Source organism: Lysinibacillus sp. 1 U-2021 (assembly GCF_029916965.1).
Classification (GTDB): domain Bacteria; phylum Bacillota; class Bacilli; order Bacillales_A; family Planococcaceae; genus Lysinibacillus; species Lysinibacillus capsici.
Map to the genome: position 1 here is coordinate 2,990,310 of NZ_CP123966.1, position 17,445 is coordinate 3,007,754.

Annotated in this window: 15 protein-coding genes; 5 read left to right on the forward strand and 10 right to left on the reverse strand. The window is 35.7% G+C overall.

From position 1 onward, the window contains the following. Nucleotides 1–416: 416 nt before the first annotated feature. The 3 genes from QH639_RS15405 to QH639_RS15415 all read right to left on the reverse strand — a co-directional run bounded on the left by QH639_RS15405 (nucleotide 417) and on the right by QH639_RS15415 (nucleotide 3,644). Nucleotides 417–1,151 carry a class I SAM-dependent methyltransferase gene (locus QH639_RS15405; protein WP_237898118.1) on the reverse strand — a complete coding sequence of 245 codons (735 nt, stop codon included), beginning with the start codon at nucleotides 1,149–1,151 and terminating at the stop codon, nucleotides 417–419. Nucleotides 1,152–1,446: 295 nt separating this feature from the next. Continuing rightward, nucleotides 1,447–1,971: a hypothetical protein gene (locus QH639_RS15410; protein ID WP_237898117.1), complete on the reverse strand. Its 525-nt coding sequence runs from the start codon at nucleotides 1,969–1,971 to the stop codon at nucleotides 1,447–1,449. Between the two features lie 248 nt (nucleotides 1,972–2,219). After that, nucleotides 2,220–3,644 carry a VanZ family protein gene (locus tag QH639_RS15415; RefSeq protein WP_281114797.1) on the reverse strand — a complete coding sequence of 475 codons (1,425 nt, stop codon included), beginning with the start codon at nucleotides 3,642–3,644 and terminating at the stop codon, nucleotides 2,220–2,222. A gap of 398 nt (nucleotides 3,645–4,042) precedes the next feature. Here QH639_RS15415 and QH639_RS15420 point away from each other — a divergent pair, with 398 nt between their 5' ends. Continuing rightward, a complete protein-coding gene (locus tag QH639_RS15420; RefSeq protein ID WP_193767318.1) occupies nucleotides 4,043–4,204 on the forward strand; it encodes a hypothetical protein in 162 nt (53 codons plus the stop codon). 463 nt (nucleotides 4,205–4,667) lie between these two features. Here the strand turns inward: QH639_RS15420 and QH639_RS15425 are convergent, their stop codons facing one another. Next, nucleotides 4,668–5,129, reverse strand: coding sequence for a DinB family protein (locus QH639_RS15425; protein ID WP_048392558.1), 462 nt, complete (start codon nucleotides 5,127–5,129; stop codon nucleotides 4,668–4,670). A gap of 174 nt (nucleotides 5,130–5,303) precedes the next feature. Beyond that, the gene (locus QH639_RS15430) at nucleotides 5,304–5,507 is read right to left on the reverse strand and encodes an RNA polymerase subunit sigma (protein WP_131520064.1); all 204 of its coding nucleotides are present in this window, start codon (nucleotides 5,505–5,507) and stop codon (nucleotides 5,304–5,306) included. Nucleotides 5,508–5,754: 247 nt separating this feature from the next. Between QH639_RS15430 and QH639_RS15435 the strand changes: the two genes are divergently transcribed. The 3 genes from QH639_RS15435 to QH639_RS15445 all read left to right on the forward strand — a co-directional run bounded on the left by QH639_RS15435 (nucleotide 5,755) and on the right by QH639_RS15445 (nucleotide 11,314). Beyond that, the gene (locus QH639_RS15435) at nucleotides 5,755–6,264 is read left to right on the forward strand and encodes a ClbS/DfsB family four-helix bundle protein (RefSeq protein WP_131520065.1); all 510 of its coding nucleotides are present in this window, start codon (nucleotides 5,755–5,757) and stop codon (nucleotides 6,262–6,264) included. Nucleotides 6,265–6,994: 730 nt separating this feature from the next. After that, nucleotides 6,995–7,120: a hypothetical protein gene (locus tag QH639_RS15440; protein ID WP_255501574.1), complete on the forward strand. Its 126-nt coding sequence runs from the start codon at nucleotides 6,995–6,997 to the stop codon at nucleotides 7,118–7,120. A 63-nt stretch (nucleotides 7,121–7,183) separates the two neighbouring features. Beyond that, nucleotides 7,184–11,314, forward strand: coding sequence for a chitobiase/beta-hexosaminidase C-terminal domain-containing protein (locus QH639_RS15445; RefSeq protein WP_281114798.1), 4,131 nt, complete (start codon nucleotides 7,184–7,186; stop codon nucleotides 11,312–11,314). A 119-nt stretch (nucleotides 11,315–11,433) separates the two neighbouring features. Here QH639_RS15445 and QH639_RS15450 read toward each other — a convergent pair whose 3' ends face one another. The 5 genes from QH639_RS15450 to QH639_RS15470 form a co-directional block, all read right to left on the reverse strand. After that, a complete protein-coding gene (locus QH639_RS15450; RefSeq protein WP_237898115.1) occupies nucleotides 11,434–11,616 on the reverse strand; it encodes a hypothetical protein in 183 nt (60 codons plus the stop codon). Nucleotides 11,617–12,382: 766 nt separating this feature from the next. Next, entirely contained in the window at nucleotides 12,383–12,772 is a 390-nt protein-coding gene (locus tag QH639_RS15455; RefSeq protein ID WP_131520069.1) for a spore coat protein, read from the reverse strand. Between the two features lie 380 nt (nucleotides 12,773–13,152). Next, nucleotides 13,153–13,491: a hypothetical protein gene (locus QH639_RS15460; RefSeq protein WP_048392571.1), complete on the reverse strand. Its 339-nt coding sequence runs from the start codon at nucleotides 13,489–13,491 to the stop codon at nucleotides 13,153–13,155. Between the two features lie 906 nt (nucleotides 13,492–14,397). Then, nucleotides 14,398–15,630, reverse strand: coding sequence for an MFS transporter (locus QH639_RS15465; RefSeq protein WP_259419586.1), 1,233 nt, complete (start codon nucleotides 15,628–15,630; stop codon nucleotides 14,398–14,400). Nucleotides 15,631–15,704: 74 nt separating this feature from the next. Next, the gene (locus QH639_RS15470; protein WP_048392575.1) at nucleotides 15,705–16,334 is read right to left on the reverse strand and encodes a LysE family translocator; all 630 of its coding nucleotides are present in this window, start codon (nucleotides 16,332–16,334) and stop codon (nucleotides 15,705–15,707) included. 235 nt (nucleotides 16,335–16,569) lie between these two features. On the opposite strand from QH639_RS15470, the gene QH639_RS15475 reads away from it, so the two are divergent. After that, the gene (locus QH639_RS15475; RefSeq protein ID WP_281116204.1) at nucleotides 16,570–17,250 is read left to right on the forward strand and encodes a TraR/DksA C4-type zinc finger protein; all 681 of its coding nucleotides are present in this window, start codon (nucleotides 16,570–16,572) and stop codon (nucleotides 17,248–17,250) included. The last annotated feature ends 195 nt before the right edge of the window (nucleotides 17,251–17,445 follow it).

The following is a 17,445-nucleotide window of genomic DNA, read 5'->3' on the forward strand; positions in this document are numbered from 1 at the left end:
AATTTCAGTTTGTAGAAACATACTTTAATTATGTGAAAATAGCAAACAGTCACCCACCTATACAGTGGGGCTGTCATTGGTAAATGACCCTGTGTCATGAGCTACGGTTAGTCATTTATGAGATTTCGTTATTTCTTATTTTAATGAAACTAAGAAAGACTTAAAATTTGATAGAATGATTTATTTTCTCGAAAAAGCATTAATTCCCCCTAAAATCCTATTGGAAAATATTTTAACTTGTTCAGCGCCTCAAGTTGTCGTAGTATTATAACGAATCAAAACTAAGTAAGTTAGTAAGATTCACTTTCACAATAAAACCAGGTGCTCCCCAAAAGAGAGCATCTGGTTTTTTGTTTATATACGATATAGCTGTATACTTAGCGATACCCGATCCATATTGCCTAAGCACACAGTGATTATTTTTTCTCAGCTGTAATGATTAAAAACATAGGTCTCCGTAGTTCATCCTGCATGTCCGGAATATTTTTTAGCATTTCCTCTGAAGGCATAGGTTCCTTCACCGCACTTATCGTAAATCCAGCTTGTATTAAGACATTCATATAAGTAGACAGTGTGCGATGGTATTTAATAACATTTTCGGTAAGGAAGGTCGTTTCTCGAATGCCTTCTATCTGATAATGATCAACTGCCCAATGCAGGCGGTTGCCATTCTCATCGTAGACCCAATCTTGTTCATTGCGTGATGTGTATATAGGATGCTCTACAGAAAAGACAAATGAACCATTAGGTTTTAGATAAGCATAAACCTTCTTACAAAGTGCTTCGAAGGATTGTACATAGTGAATCGCTAATGAACTAATTACTACATCAAATTGAGAAGCAGAGAAATGGATATCTTCGATCGGCATCTTTAAATAGGTAATAAAAGGATCATTCGTTTTTTCCTGCGCTTTTTGCAGCATTTTTTCTGATAAATCCACACCAATTACTGATTTTGCCTGTTGTTCACGGGCATAGCGACAATGCCAGCCGAAGCCACAGCCTAGATCAAGTACGGTCTTATCCTGGAAATCTGGAAGAAGTGCTTTTAATACGTGCCATTCACCTGCCGCGTCTAGTCCTTGAACGGAACGTGGCATTTTTTCATATTCGGAAAAGAAATTGATTTCATCATATTTATTTTGTTTCATGTATAGAACACTCCTATCAATTAAATTCGCCCCCTAAATCTACTGACAACCTAGGAGGCTAGCTATCTTCTTCTAACCATTGTTCCACCTCATGTAACTATTTTTTTTACTATAACACATGATCATTCAGGCGTACCTAAAAAATAGGAGAAGAACAGACTTGGCGTCACTTGATTATGAGTAAGAAATAAATAATGAAGTATTAGAGGAAGCCAAATACACTCCTCGTCAAATCAAAAAGATCCCATCTCTAAAATTTAGAGATGAGAGCTACTGTCCTTTATATACTTTTAATCTAACCATTTAATTGAACAATCGTTAAGGAGCGGTTAGCATAACTAGCGACGAAGGAATCTGAAGCTGCACTGGCTCCCACCACATCCCCTGCGGCTAATGTAGCTTGGACCACATAGGCCGAGCTACTTCTATTGACAACATTAAAGACTGCAATGCCGTTTAGAAAAATCGGTTGACCATTGACGGTAATGCTAACTGTGAAAAATGGTTGATCAGGATCAGGGGCTGCTGTTGCTTGCGCATTAATCGAAATGGTGATTTGATAGACACCGTCATTTTGAACGACCAATTCATTCCCAGATGGGCTAACCGTAACATTTGATAGCGGACCAACCACTTGGAAAGTGACGGGTATTGGATCAGGTGATAAAAGGCCCAATGTATCTCCTCTAAGGGATCCATACGCTAAAGCACTTCGATCTGGTGAAGGGACAGGAACAACAGGACCAAGAAGCGCAACAATTTTTGGGGAATATTTCATTTCATTTGGACAACAGTTCTGACATGTATGTTTACCGAACATTCTCTAACCCTCCTCTATGCTCTCAATATAAATATTATATTCAACTCTCTTATCTTTAATAGAACCGGCACCTAGGCTACAGATTAGATAAAACCTAAAAACACTAGTATTTTTCTGTTAAGTAGTTACTTGTTGATGGTGTCCATTTTGTTAGAAGTATTCCAAAGTTTGAGATGTTATTTCAACTCATATAAAAAGAAAGCCAAGTATCAAGTCTGGGCTTTCCTTAGTTAGCGGTATTAAAAAAGCTACTTTCTCGCCTGAATCAAGGTGAACCAACTTTTTCCATTGAATGTACCAGAAACTCTGTATATGGGTTGATAGAAATCTTTTGTATCATACATATACGAGAGCTCTATTAAATCGACAGTAAGCTGATCGCCTTTTTTTATCAACAGTTCTTCTTCTGTTACGAGTGCATTATATTTTATCTGTGGAAATTCGCCCTTCTTAATTCGCTCATACACCTCTGCAGGTGACAAAATATTTACTTCACGGATCAATTGATGCTCATGAATATTATACGATAATGAATACAAACTACCATCTGGTTTCAAACCGAGCTCTACCTCACCAAGCCAATAATCTTGGTTCAATTCAGCTTGGTCAGGAAGCGTCCATTCAAATACGCCATTATCCAAGGCTGTAAACTCCCCATCTTTAGGAAGGAGAGAAAGCTCATCCATCATACTCTTTGCCTTCTTCACAAGTGTCTCTTGCACAGCTAAAGAAGGTTGCACGGGCGTATAAAGATCGTCTGTTAGCGACCAATTTCCCTCTGAATTAATAAATAGCGTATACGAGTTCTCGGCTTTATCTTTCAATAAGAGCTCACGATCACCACGAATATCCTGCCGACTTAACTCTGATAAATCCAATTTCTTTTGCAACAAAGTCTCAACTTCATCTGTATGAATTATTTTTTTATACACGGGGGCAACGGTAGATGCTGTATGTAAATCTAATGAGGTGGTTACATCAACATCCGACATATTTAATTTTGTGTAGGCATTAATTGCTAAATGACCAAATTCCTGTTGAGCGTAGACAATCATCATGCCAATAAAAATCAAACCCATCATGAGAGGAATGGCTAGGTTTCCGATCAAACTTTTCATTTTTATTTTTTTATGCTGAACAATAGAAGATCCTAGTCTATATAACTGGTATCCAATAATCCCACCAAGCGAGTTGTTGATTAAGTCATCAAGCTCGAAAATCCCTGCTCCTGTAAGTGTTTGATACGTTTCAATGGATAAGGTTGCCATCACCACTACAGGAAGAAGCCATTTGAACAATTTAAATTTAGAGAAAAGTAAAGGTAAGAAAATGCCTAGTGGCACAAACATTAAAATGTTAAAAATACAATTTTGAAGATCACGTAACGAGTATTTCTTCCATGCATCTATATAGCCACTAAATGGTTGGAGATTCATTTGCATGAAATGGGAAGAACCACGCCCAAAAATCGTTAGTTCACACACAAATACAATATAGCCGATAAAGAGTGCTACAAGTATCAGTTGCTTAAAGTTTATTTTTTTTCGATTTGACTGATGTTTTTTATGATAGAGGAAATAATAAAGTCCAATAAGTAAGAACTCTGCACCAACTATAAGGATGACTGGTAACATTAAAATTCGAATGTTATTCATAATATCTGTAACGCCCAAGACAAGATGCTCCTAACTATGTTAATCTATTGTCGACTTTTCTTATTGTAAATGGTAATTATTAATAATTATTGAGAAAAATTATGAAGATTTCTTAAGATTTTGTAGTATACCTAATTGAGGGAAAATGCTTTTATTTTCCGTAAAAAAGGGGAGGAACAGTCTAGGGATTATCAACAAAGTTTATGAAAATTGCACGTTTAGAGGCAAAGATAAACCTTGCTGTTTCGATTTATCAGCATAATTTTATGGGCAATAAAGTATAGGTAGGCATTTTTTATAAGACTTCCGTTGTATTGTCTTGTCAGTCCTTGTAATCAAAATTGACATAAACAATTGTCAGAAAATATCAATATACCCTATAATAAATAAAAAAGCTGAGAATAAGAGGTGAACTTATGGGGAAACCAGTAGATTACAATCTATTTCCGGGTTATCAAAACACACTTGACTCCAGACTTGAAGAACGTAAGGAAGAATTTATTGAGGAACTAGAAAGAGCAAAAGTTGATGGACATATACTTGAATTTGAGAAAACACCAGAAGAATTGCCCCAATAGTAAGAGCAAAGCATCTTGAAAAAAGATGCTTTTTTCTTTTATTTGGAGCTTGTTTATATGTATAAATTGGGCTTTTCACTGCAAGGAGCTCTTCCTTTTTAAGCGATAATAATTGAGAGAAATGTCAATAATCAATAGGATGTAGAGTACGCTAAATACATTTAAAATTAACGAAGGCAGAGGGAAAATGACCTCTCTAATCAATATTAACCAAATAGTGGTTGATACTAAAACAATCGCATCCAATAAAATAACCATAGTATGTTTGTGGGCTTTAAAAATAAAATTAAATACAACTAGCCTTACTATAAGTGGCGTTGTTAAGAAAAATGAATAGATCTGTGTAATTTCTTCTAGGCTCACATGCATCTCCCTTTGGTGTTATTTGAGTTAAATAAGCGGCAACAAATAAAAATAGGACTATTAACAGTAGTCCTATTTTAAGAGTATAGCATATAAATGTCTATTTTTCCATTTTACGTAAATAAGCGAGTTGTCCAATATGATAGGCATTATGAGTAGCAGCATTAGATATGATGGCCCACCATTGCGCCTTCACAGGGAATCCATTTACGATAGATAAAAGTTGTTCTTCCTCAATTAATTCTTGCCACGTAAGTAGGATATGTAATAGCTTTTCTTTTAGTTCATAGAAAGTTACCTCCTCTTTAACTAGAAACGTATTCGCATTATTTGTTTGCGAAGGAGCCTTCACTTGATTTTCTCGATACCGTATTTGCCAAATTTCATTCCAGTAGATTAGATGCTGGACAATTTCAGCCATACTATGGCTAGAAGAATCGGGTTTCCAAAAGGCTTCTGCTTCAGATAACCCCTCTACGACTTCAGAAAATGAGATATACCAACTTGGGTCATTTGCATTAGCTAAAAGTTGATCTAACAAAATGGTCTTGGCCTCCATCATTCACGTTCCTTTCTTCAAAGTAATTTATTGAATAGTATAACATTTTAAGTTTTAATATACCGATAAAATAGTAGTTCTGACTAGCTTTTATGAATGCAACAATAAAAAAGCTGCAGCTTATTAGAGCTACAGCAAATATAGATGCGGATTTTAACACTAGTTAAAACAGGCAAATCAGCTTCTATTTTCAGCTTTTTCCGATTCTTCTTTTTTACTTCTGAGTAGTAATGCCATGAATAAGAAACTGGCCACCCAAAAGGCAAAGAATAAATTTTCTAGCAAAGCCCAATGACCATTTTTACTATAATTCCAAATGGTTGTAAATAAAAAAATAATGATAAAGAATGCGATATATAAGCATTTTCCGAATGTAGTCACTTCAAGCACCTCTATTATTAATCATCACACATAAGAAAAGAAGAACGTAATAAAACTCTCTGTTTCACTCGTTATGGGTGATACACTCAAGGTTAGTGTGTGTAAATTTTGGTTACTTATACATCCACCGAAAAAATAGAAGGTAACACTTACCATATAACAACTTTTTTTAAAAAAATTTCAAAATTAGCGTATTCGCGTTATGTTAGACTGAACTTAAGAAATAGGTGGAAGGGACGGAAATAGAGTGAGACAGTATGCCAACAAAGAAGAATTGATTAGTACGATTAACGAAAAGTATAAAAAATATATTGCCGAATTTCATGATATACCAGAAATCTTGAAAAACAAACGGATTAAAGAAGTTGATAAAACGCCGTCTGAAAATCTTTCTTATCAACTTGGTTGGATAAATCTTTTGCTTCACTGGGAGCAAAAAGAACAAAAGGGCGAAGAAGTACATACACCTGCAGAAGGCTATAAATGGAATAATCTAAGTGGATTGTATAACTCTTTTTATCAACAATACGGAGAGTACTCTTTGAAGGAACAACAATCAATGCTTAATGAAGCTGTCAATCATTTATGTGAGTGGTTAAATACCCTTTCAGAAAAGGAATTATTTGAAGTTGATCAAAGACGATGGGCAAAAACACAAGCTAATTGGCCTGTTTGGAAATGGGTTCATATTAACTCAGTTGCTCCATTTACAAATTTCAGAACCAAAATTCGAAAATGGAAGAAGATGAACCTTTAAAAGATTAGATGTTCCTTACTATAACAAACCAAACGAATTGACTTTAGCCTTCCACAAATGGAGGGCTTTTTATTATCCACTATGACAACAAGTGCGATGGGTTATGGTACGTTTTACTGTATCTCGATGCTTCATATGAAGGAGGTGGAAGGGAATCAGTCAAGCAACAATCTTTCAGCGAGCTGCTATTATGGTGACCACTCTAAGAAAAGATAACACTTATCCATGTCAGTCCTTCTCTACAAAAGTGAAGTTTTTTTATGCTGACAGAGCTAAGCTGGTACATTGGCGCTTTTTATTCATACGGAAATGTAATTACATAATATAAAACTACTATTCAAATGACTATTGTAAAAGATAAATATGTACTATTTTACATAGAATTTAGAATATTCATATTAAATAACAAAGTATTTATTATTTTTCTGTTAAAATTATTATGTTAAACAATATTTTGGTATTGTTTGATAATTACCGATAATTTTGTTAAGAGGATTTAAAACTTATCTTACTAAACAGGAATAGGGAGGGATTACGCAAAGTATGAGTAAGTGGGGAAATCCAAGTATTTGAACGCATTAACAGCTTCAGCGGTTGTAGTAACACCAATTACAAGGATGTACAGCGCTCGCCACAATTTTATAAAAAGATTAATAATTTAATGATCGTGCCATGATGGGTATATTTAAACCCGAAAAAAACTAATCATCTGTATTTTGGAGAAGCTTTAATGCGAATTTCTTTAATGCCATCTGGTAGTACAGGTACTATTTCGGGGGATTTAATCATTTATGCGCCGAATGTAATCCTCTCTTTAGATGGGTTAACCGTTGTAGGGAACACAGTAATTGAATAATAACTTCCATGTAAAACCTAAGGAAAAGATTATGTTAGACTAAAATCATAAGGAGCTAAGCGAATGAAGAAATATGAATGTAATGTCGTTATCAAAATAGCGTTATCATTTTTACTTGTAATCTCTATGATTTCACCTTACTTCACAGTTGTAAAGGCCGAAACGACAGAAGCTATTGGCGTGGGGGAAGCGGTCAATCAATTTGATCCAACCGCAGTAAAGAGTAATGTTACTGTAGAGGGATATATAGTAGGGTTCGCCAAAAGTGAAACTTCTTATTCTGTGATAGCAGATAGTGACACAAATATTGCGATTGCTGATACACCAGATGAAACAGATGTCACGAAAATGCTGTATATTCAATTGCCAAGCTCCTATAGAGCCAATTTCGGATTATTTACTAACCCAAGTAATCTTGGGAAAAAAGTTAAAATAACAGGTTCACTAGAAAAATATTTTAGTAACCATGCAGGGCTAAAATCACCAACTTCAATGGAGTTTGTTGGGGACGATACAACCGAACCAAATCCTCCCGAGACTGAAGTAACCATTGCCGAAGCTCGTGCAGCTGTTGGAACAGACCGCACAGTTCAAATTCAAGGGACGGTTACGACAACACCTGGTGGCTGGGGAGGCAAGGCCTTCTATGTACAGGATGAGACAGCAGGGGTATATGTCTTCTCTAGTTCTGCAGAAGCAGGGAGCTTAGCTGTTGGAGATATTGTCAGCATCACAGGGAAAACTAGTTTATATAGTGGAGAAGTTCAATTTAATTCACCGACAATTGAACGGATTTCTACAGGGACGGCACCTACACCGCAGACAGTAAATTTACCGATTGCGGATGATAGCACACAAGGAAGATTAATCACACTTGAAAATGTGAAGATTAAAGATTTAGCGCCATCTGGTACGTATGGTACATTTGAATTTAAAGCAGTCGATGCAGCAAATAACGAGCTGTTAATTCGCCATGATAACCGTACAGGCTATCAGTTCTCTCAGTTTGAAGCAGATGGCTTCAATAACAATGATGTCATCACAGTGACAGGGATTGCGTCAACTTTTAACGGGACCTATCAATTAAAAACGTTAAGCGCGGAAAGCTTCCAATTAGTATCAAACTATGAGCCGACACAAGTAGAGAATATTAAGGCTTTACCAGTAACAGGCGAAGTTTATACAGGAACGAAAGTAACATTGTCTACAGATACACCAAATGCAACCATCTATTACACAATCGATGGTTCTGAACCGTCAGTAGCTAGTGAGGTTTATGATGCAGCAGCGGGGATTGTTGTAAATGAAGCCATGACTATAAAAGCATTTGCTACTGCAACAGGCCTAGACGATAGTGACATTGCTTCCTTTAATTATACAATTAAAGAAGAACCAACCGTTATATCCATTACGGAAGCTCGTAATAAAGAAATCGGGCAAACTGTTATCGTATCAGGGATCGTGACAGCAAAATTAGAAACGGCTACAGCCCACATTCAAGATGAAGATGGGGTGGCGATAGCCATTTATCCTGTGGATAGTCTTGCCGCAAATGTCGGTGATCGAGTGACGGTTCAAGGACGAGTAGATGAATATAGCGGTCTAAAGCAATTAACGAATATTTCACTTGTTGGTATGCCTGTTCCTTCGACAACACCAGAGCCACATCTTATTAAAAGTAATGAGGTGGCAGAAGACAATGAATCGAAACTAGTTACAATTAAAAATGTGACCGTTACTGGTTCGGGTCAAAACTTTACAGGAACTGATGAAGCTGGCCCATTTGCTATTTACGATAAAACAAGAGATTCTGGTTTAGTGAGTGGAAAAACGTATGGGGAAATTATAGGGATTGTTGGTCAATATACAAACCATCAATTGCTCCCTCTTCGCGTTATTGAAGATGTAACAAAGGTCCAGGATATCAAAGCTTCTCACGTCGGAGGCGTAACAGCTGGCACGAAGGTTTCGCTTTCTACAGTGACAGAAGGTGCAACGATTTATTTCACAGTGAATGGCTCAACACCAACAACTGCTAGTACGAAGTATACAGAGGAAATCCTTGTTAATAAACCAATGACAATTAAAGCGATTGCGGTAAAAGAAGGTTTAACGAACAGTGCAATGGCTACATTTGTTTATGAAATTATAGATACTAAAAATGCCAAGATTAGCGATATTCAAGGGGCAAGCCATAAATCACCATATGTCGATTTAACAGTAAATGATGTGGCGGGAATTGTAACATTTGTTTTAAATTCAACTAGCTTTATTATGCAAGAAAACGAGTCGTCATTTGATGGCGTAAAATCAACTGCTATCAAAGTAAATAAGACAGGACATAATGTAGCAGTAGGGGACGTTATTGACGTTTCAGGAAATGTAGTAGAGGCGGGTGGCAACTCTCGATTGACAGATACACAAATTGCAGCAACAAATATTACAAAAACAGGTACAGCAGGAACTCCAGAAGCCCTTGTGATAGGGGAGGATCTGTTGCCACCAAATAAAATTATCGATAATGATAGTTTTGCAATTTTTGACCCACAAGAAGATGGCATCGATTTTTGGGAATCTATCGAGTATATGCTGGTATCATTCCCGGATGCGAGAGTAATAGGACCGATTTATAATAACGATTCTCCAATTGTTGTACCGAGCACAACTAATAATACATTCAATGTGAATGGTGGTTTAAATATAGCGGCCGATGATTATAACCCAGAAAAAATTATGCTTGAAGGGGTAGCTGGTAAAAATTATGATTCAGGTGATCGTTTTAATGATGCCCTTATCGGATTTGTAGAGAATTTTACAGATGGCTATCGACTGAACACAAATAAAGTCTTCCCAGAAGTGACAAAAGCGAATCTTCAGCAAGAAGTGACGCATCTTGAACCAGTAGCGGACAAGTTAAATGTCGCTTCCTATAATATCGAAAACTTTTCAAATAATCCTGCCAATACATCGAACGAAAAAGTAGCCAGAATAGCAGCGACATTTGTGAATAATATGAAATCACCAGATATTATTACATTAGTCGAAGTTCAAGATAATGATGGACAAACCGATTCAGGAAATGCAGATGCATCGGAAAGCTACATGCGATTAATTCATGCAATTAAAGCTGCGGGTGGTCCTGCGTATGATTGGATTGATGTCATGCCAATTAACAATACAGTAGGTGGTGCACCTGGCGGTAATATTCGTGTAGGCTACCTATATAATCCAGAACGTGTTTCATTAGTGTCAGGTATAAAAGGGATGGGTGACCAAACCAATACGTGGACAGCAGATGGAAGCCTCGCTTTAAATCCTGGCTTTGTTGATCCATCAAAATTTGTAGATACACGAAAACCAATTGCAGCCGAATTTGAATTCCAGAAAGAACGTGTAGTGATTATCGGAGCTCACCTAAATTCTAAAGGTGGAGATGGTTCACTTTGGGGACCAAATCAGCCACCAGTGCTAGAATCAGTAAAGAAACGTATTCAGCTTGCTCAAGCCATTAATGACTTTATCGATGAAGGGCTTGCCATTAATCCAGATTTAAATATCATTGTAGCAGGGGACATGAATGACTTTGAATTCACACCAGCTCTTCAAACGTTAAAGGGTGATGTTTTAACGAATATGATAGATAAAGCCCCAGAGCAAGATCGTTTTACGTACTTCTTCCAAGGAAACAATCAAGTGTTGGATCATATTTTAGTTTCGAATAAGCTTGCTGACGTTACAGAAATTGATTTGATTCATATAAATGCGAACTTTACAGAAGCACAAGGCCGTGCATCAGATCATGACCCAGTATTAGTTCAAATTGATTTGAAGGCAGACAATGAGGAAATACCAACTCCAATAACACCTGAAGATGTATACAATATTGATAACTACAAAACTGGTAAACTAATCATGAATCGCCCAAGTATTTCGCTATCGTTAGGGAAAAATACGAATATTAAAAATGGAATTGCAGTGTTTAGTCAATATGCTGAATTCCATGGGGAAGGATTTGCGAATAAAACAGTAACGATTAGTCCCAAAAAAGGAAATGCGATTATTGACTTTAAAGGTACGAAAATAGGTGAAATTATTATCGAAGGAAAAAATGTAAAAGAAATACGAAATTTACCCGATGGAGCTACTATTACTTATACGAAAGGGGCTTCGGCAGAGGAAATTGAGTTTAAGTAGTATCTAAAAAAATAATCCAGCACTAGTTTATATTGATTTAGTGCTGGGTTGTTTGCTAATTAACCACTGAAAGTTGTTGATTAATCAAAAAATAACCAAGTGTCCATATGAATACTTGGTTATTTTTTACTTTTTATAAAGCCCATATGTGGAAAAATAAATTTTAAACCGATAATTAAAGCAAAGAACCCTGAAATCTTTAATGTTACATTTGTAAATGTCTCTCCATTTTCAGTGATATTCATTAGTAAACTGCCAAAGGCAATAAAAATAAATCCAATCAAACCAGAAATATATTTCAATCGATCATCCCCTTATTTAAATAAGTACTAATTTTTACTCCACTCCCAAAGCAGTTTCTTTTAATCAAAGATTAGCATCCAACCTTTCTTTCAATACAATTATTTCAGTTGGAGGTAAATCAGGGACGCATTGTATGTATAAAAGTAACTACTCATGCTTAATGTATAAAATTATTTATAAGTATACCGCACTTAAAAGGATTTATAGAAGTTTAGATGGTAGTGAATATCATGTTAGAAAAATCGCTATTTATTTTAACTATCAAGAAAAGCATCCCTCTATTTTTCACCGTTCCAATTTCCTTAGAGCAAAAATCCGACTAAATCATACTTTTGTGCAGATGAAAAATGAATGACTATGGCAAACGAAAAAAGCATTGCAACGAAGCAATGCTAAGTACGTGGGGTTTTTGACAACCTTACTACATTAAAAACAAAGCCTATAACTCCACAAATAAAGAAAATATAGGCTACTAGTATGGACATAGCTTCTAAGTTGTTAGTGAATATCCTGTATCCTCCTAAAGTAAATAAAGCCAAACTGCCAACCGAACTAAGTAATATTTTATTTTTGTCAGTCAACACACACACCTCCAAATAATGGTATGTATATAGGTTAACACAAAATGTATTTTTAGTTAACCTATTCTGTGTTTATTGGTGAGTGTCATAAAAACAAAGAAACTTTACTGTACACTTTGAATAAAATGTTCAGCAAGGAAGAGGATTCTTGCTGAACATTACTATAAATATAATAATTTTTTTATTAATTAATAAAATTTTGAGGAATACATTCACGAACACCAGCATTTCTCAATGAGTTAAATAAAGCAGCACTGATTCTTAAAATAACAAAGTTATCAGTGCCATTTTCTAATTCATAGATCACAAAGTATGAATTATCAACTGTAAAAATACATTTTCGTTCTAGTTCAAATCCAGGTGGTACAGGAGGAAGATTGAAACGTGGTACAACTAAAGGTGTATCTCCTTCATCTCTGATAAAATCAAAAGTTTGTTGGTCAATCTCATAGATATTAACTGGATCAATCTCCACACCTTTTTCTGGAATTGTAATTTCATCTTCAACTAATACGAAAAAGCGTTCGTTTCGAAAATTGAAAAGACCTCTTGCCCCAATTTCAAATGATGCCATTTTATAGTCACCTCCTATTCTCTAAATATCTTATTCATATCAAATACAGTTGTTTGGACGTTGAGGAGGGGAGAGTGAAGAATAGTTTCTGGTCTGAAATCATTAGGAGCTAATAGTAGGGGTGAAATAGGGATATGCATGGGGATTAACTGGACAATTTGAAGTTCAAGGAGTGACAAGCTGGGGGTAAATGAATGAATATGGAAAGAGGCTGGGACATAACTCGATTATATTGAAAAATAATAAAAATAGATATTAACTTTTTCACTTCAAGTAGTTAAATATGCCTTCCTGAATCAAAAAAATGTTAGACCAATTATATCTTGGTCTAACATTTTTTCTTTTTGTCCCAGCCTCTTTTATAATCTTAACATTAAATTCTAAAGAATCTGTGTTAATTCGGAGTTCACAAACCGTTGGGCAGCAATAATTACACCTGAAGCTGTTCGTCCATAAACGCTATATATTCCACCATTTTGATTTGGAATAATTTCAACTTCATATTGAGCTCCAACTACACCAGGCGTTACAAAAGTAGAACCATTGGCAATAGCGGCAAAAGGAGTTGTTGATAATAATTGTCTTGACCCATCTAGTCGAAAAACTCTTACTACGCCAGTTAATAAACCTCCCGTAAGGTTAAGAATTTTGACACGAACACTAGCTGCATTAGCTGGTTGATTTCCTGTATTTTCAATTGGGCCAGTAGTTAAACTCATTTATTTCACCTCCAAATAAACAAAATTTGTATAATCTGCAGATTATATTTTCATAGTATGAAGTATTCTGTATACTCTCTAGTCTTATTAATCAATCATTTCTATAAATTAAAGAAAAGTGTGGATTGGTTTAGTAAGCAATGCGAAGTATGTAAGTGGAGGTTAACCTATTTCTCATGACATAGTACCTTAGTAGAACATCTAATAGTGGAGCTATTGAACAATATGAGGAAAGAAACTAGTGTCGCTGGATTGGTAGTGACTCTAACATGAGAGAGGCCGTGACGGTCAACTAGCCCCACAAACGAATAAGGGTGTGCGATACACGCAATCATTAATTTACAATTAAAGATACATAAAAAAAGCCGTAGTGTTTGCAGACGCTACAGCTCGAATTGGTTGATGCCTTTAAAGTCAATCTAGTAAACGTAGTATATGATAACTTAGGAGGACGAAACTATGTAACAGGGCAAACAACAGTTACTAAAGATGGCTGAAACAATCGAGGAGGCAAGGCAGCCAGTAACGAAAGCTGATAAAAATAGCTAAATTGGAGTGATTGAATCAACATTACCAAAGGCATGTGGGCACAACCGTTGTATAAAGGAATTACAACGGCGTATATATTCATTAAATGATCGAATTAAGGAAATGGTGCAAAAGCGCATTTCGATAGTGCATGCGGATAGAGAGGTTGAAATACTTCATAGATTGCTTGATGGGATAGCATACGCGCTATTGGAAGCTCATGAAATGATCAAGTACGACAACAAATGATGAAGTAGCCGAGAGACTACTTCTTATAAGTTATTTCTAAAAGTATTTTTAAGCGGAATTATTTTAGTATGAGATCTGGATAAACGATGTGCTTTCAAATAAGGTCATTCAATCTAAAGCTCTTTATTTTTATGCCATTTCATTAGTTTTTTCAATATCTTCTACTTTGATAAACTTTAAGACAACAAACAGGAGAACGAATCCCAAAACACCTGCCGTAATATAGCTGGCATGAAGATAATTTTTCATGACAAGTGACATAATAGGAGGACCTGCTGCAACCCCTATAAATCGTGCCGAGCTGTAAAAAGAGGATACGGTTCCTCTTAACTCTTTTCTAATATTATCAGTAATAATTGTGTCAAGTGCAGGCAATAGTGCACCAATAGCAATCCCCACTATACTCGTAACGACTAATAAAAGAATCAGTTTTTTACTTGTAAACCCAACAAAGACAATACTGACAGACATTGCAATCAAGGAGGCAATAATTATTTTTTTAATCCTTCCTAGGTTTCCTTTAATTTTTCGACCAGATATAAATGAAGCTATACAAAGTAATAAAAGCGGGATGGCCAGGACAAACCCTTTTTTAATCCCTTTTATATCATGAACTTTTTCGAGGTTTTCTGATAAGAAAAATAGCATACTAAATAATATGAGCATCACAAGGACCCCGTTAAGGAATACGGTATATAACCATTTTCCTTCCTCCTTGAAAACTTTTTTTGTATTCCGTAAAAACTCTTTGAGCTTCAATGGTTCATCATCATCTTTAGGAGCTTTAACGAAGAAAAAAATTAGTACAATCGAAATCAAACTAAGCGCTGAAATGGAAAAGAAGGGTAGGAACCATAAAAACGCAGCAAATATTGATCCTAAAATGGGACTTAACACTTTCCCAAACGTGTTAGACGTTTCAATTATCCCTAATGTAGAACTTATTTTTTCGTCATCATCCTGGTAAAGATCACCTACAAGAGGCAATACGATCGGCATTGCACCAGCGGCCCCAATTCCCTGAATAATTCTTCCAGCGATAATCATTGCGTAGGGGTCATCCATTTTCCATGAAGCAAATCCAGCAATCAGACCACCGATTAAAGCTAAAATTAAGCTTGGTAATATCACTATTCTTCTGCCGAAGCGGTCCGATAAATAGCCAGCTACGGGGATCAGAAAAATAGCTGCGACTGAATAGCTTGTTATGATCATGCTCGACTGAAATGATGTGATCCCGACCTTATCCTCCAGTATAGGGAGCACGGGAATAAGCATTGAATTTCCAAGTGTCATGATGAGCGGAATAGAAGTCAAACTTACAATACACCAGACACTTATATTAACCTTCTCTTGGTCCATTACCACACCTCGACTAATATTCTTTTAAAAGGTATGGTTTCCTTTCATGTTCATTTTATGCGCTGTCGGTGAGTTTATTGGAATAACACTTGGTAAGCCTGCATCCCAAAGTAGATTCCGAAACCAATCATTAATAAGGCTGAGATAAAAGAGACCGTTTTCAAAAGCTGTATAGATAATAATTTTCGAGCGACACTGGATAAAAAGGCATAAATAAAATCTACAAAAATAATGCCCATCAAAATGGCGATACTCACCAAAATGATTTCATACCCTGTCGAGATACCAGCCGTTTTTGCGAGAATGGAGCCGTATATTCCCAGCCAGAAAAGGATGGTTAGCGGATTCAAAAAAGACATGAAAAATCCAGTCATGAGGGATTGTCTCAGTCGTGTCCTTTTCCCTGTTTTCGAATCCATCTCAATTTTATGTAGCGACAGTAAATTTTCGATACCGGTGTACAAAAGAACAAAACAGCCGAAGGACCAAAGGATTGTTTTTAACCAGATGGAATTGATAAATTGGCCAATTCCAAAATATACGATAAACATATAGATAATGTCAGTCGCTATGGCACCCAGACTAAAAAACCATGCATGAAAAAAGCCATTTTTTAAACCTGTATTCAATAGGACAGTCTTAACAGGTCCAATTGTTGCAGCCATTGATATGCCTAAAAAGATAAAGGTAAATATAGAATCCATAAAATAGCCTCCAATAATCAAATGTAATGGCATTTTATTCGAAGGCCATAACTTTTAGGACAATCTAAAAGGGCATAAAAAACATGCGGATTTAATATGTCCTTATCGCACGCTAAACTAATTATATATAGCATATTTATCAAAGAATATAGTTTCGTTTTTGTCTTTAAATTTATCCTTTAAAACAAATAATTCAATCAAATTCGTTCATAATAATGAAAAGGACGTGATGACTATTCTAAATGAGAAGAAGATATCAAAGCTAAAAAATATGTTAATTGAGCAAAAACACTCGCTCCAACGAAGAATGGATACAGATGATGAATATTTAGAACGAGGTAGTTTACGGGATTCTGTTGATGAGTTGTCCACAATCGATAATCATCCAGCAGATCTGGGTACCGAATTATACGAGCGTGAAAAAGATATGGCGTTAAAAGTCCATGACACTGATGAGTTAGCAAAAGTAAATACGGCCTTACAAAAGATTGAGGATGGTTCCTATGGCGTATGTGAAGTTTGTCAACAAGATATCCCATATAATCGATTGGTGGCACTGCCTTATACCTCTTTTTGTATTGAACATACTGCAAAAGACGTTCCAACAGATCGACCGGTTGAAGAGCAAGTGATGCTTCCTCCAGTTGACAATTCTTTTGCTGGCCGTGATGACAAGGATGATATTCATGACTATGAAGATATGTTTCAAGTTGTAGCAAAATATGGAACTTCTGAAACACCTTCCGATTTTGAAGGGGATTTTGAAGATTATGATGAATTATATGAAGATCCTGAAGAAATTGCCGTTAATGACGAATGGGATTCATACCATATCTCTGAAACAGATGAATTAACACGCCAAGTTTCCATTCAGGAAGTAGAACACGCGAGAAAATTTGATTATTTAGAGGATTAAATGTGGGATTTAAAAAGATAGGCGCAATTGTTATAAATGAATGCTTTAATAAACATACATGGCCAGCCCATATATTTTAAGAGAAAAGATATTACCCCAGTTTACATGTTTTATTAAGAATAATATGTGAAAAATAAATTATTTCCTTGTTAAAAAGATCACTTCATATAGTGGTCTTTTTATAATTAATCCATA

Excerpts from the sequence above, each read along its gene's own strand:
- QH639_RS15440 (WP_255501574.1), top strand. The coding sequence starts at position 6,995 with ATGCGAATTTCTTTAATGCCATCTGGTAGTACAGGTACTATTTCGGGG.
- QH639_RS15470 (WP_048392575.1), bottom strand. The coding sequence starts at position 16,334 with ATGGATTCTATATTTACCTTTATCTTTTTAGGCATATCAATGGCTGCA.
- QH639_RS15425 (WP_048392558.1), bottom strand. The coding sequence starts at position 5,129 with ATGATGGAGGCCAAGACCATTTTGTTAGATCAACTTTTAGCTAATGCA.
- QH639_RS15410 (WP_237898117.1), bottom strand. The coding sequence starts at position 1,971 with ATGTTCGGTAAACATACATGTCAGAACTGTTGTCCAAATGAAATGAAA.
- QH639_RS15445 (WP_281114798.1), top strand. The coding sequence starts at position 7,184 with ATGAAGAAATATGAATGTAATGTCGTTATCAAAATAGCGTTATCATTT.
- QH639_RS15420 (WP_193767318.1), top strand. The coding sequence starts at position 4,043 with ATGGGGAAACCAGTAGATTACAATCTATTTCCGGGTTATCAAAACACA.
- QH639_RS15455 (WP_131520069.1), bottom strand. The coding sequence starts at position 12,772 with ATGGCATCATTTGAAATTGGGGCAAGAGGTCTTTTCAATTTTCGAAAC.
- QH639_RS15465 (WP_259419586.1), bottom strand. The coding sequence starts at position 15,630 with ATGGACCAAGAGAAGGTTAATATAAGTGTCTGGTGTATTGTAAGTTTG.
- QH639_RS15460 (WP_048392571.1), bottom strand. The coding sequence starts at position 13,491 with ATGAGTTTAACTACTGGCCCAATTGAAAATACAGGAAATCAACCAGCT.
- QH639_RS15405 (WP_237898118.1), bottom strand. The coding sequence starts at position 1,151 with ATGAAACAAAATAAATATGATGAAATCAATTTCTTTTCCGAATATGAA.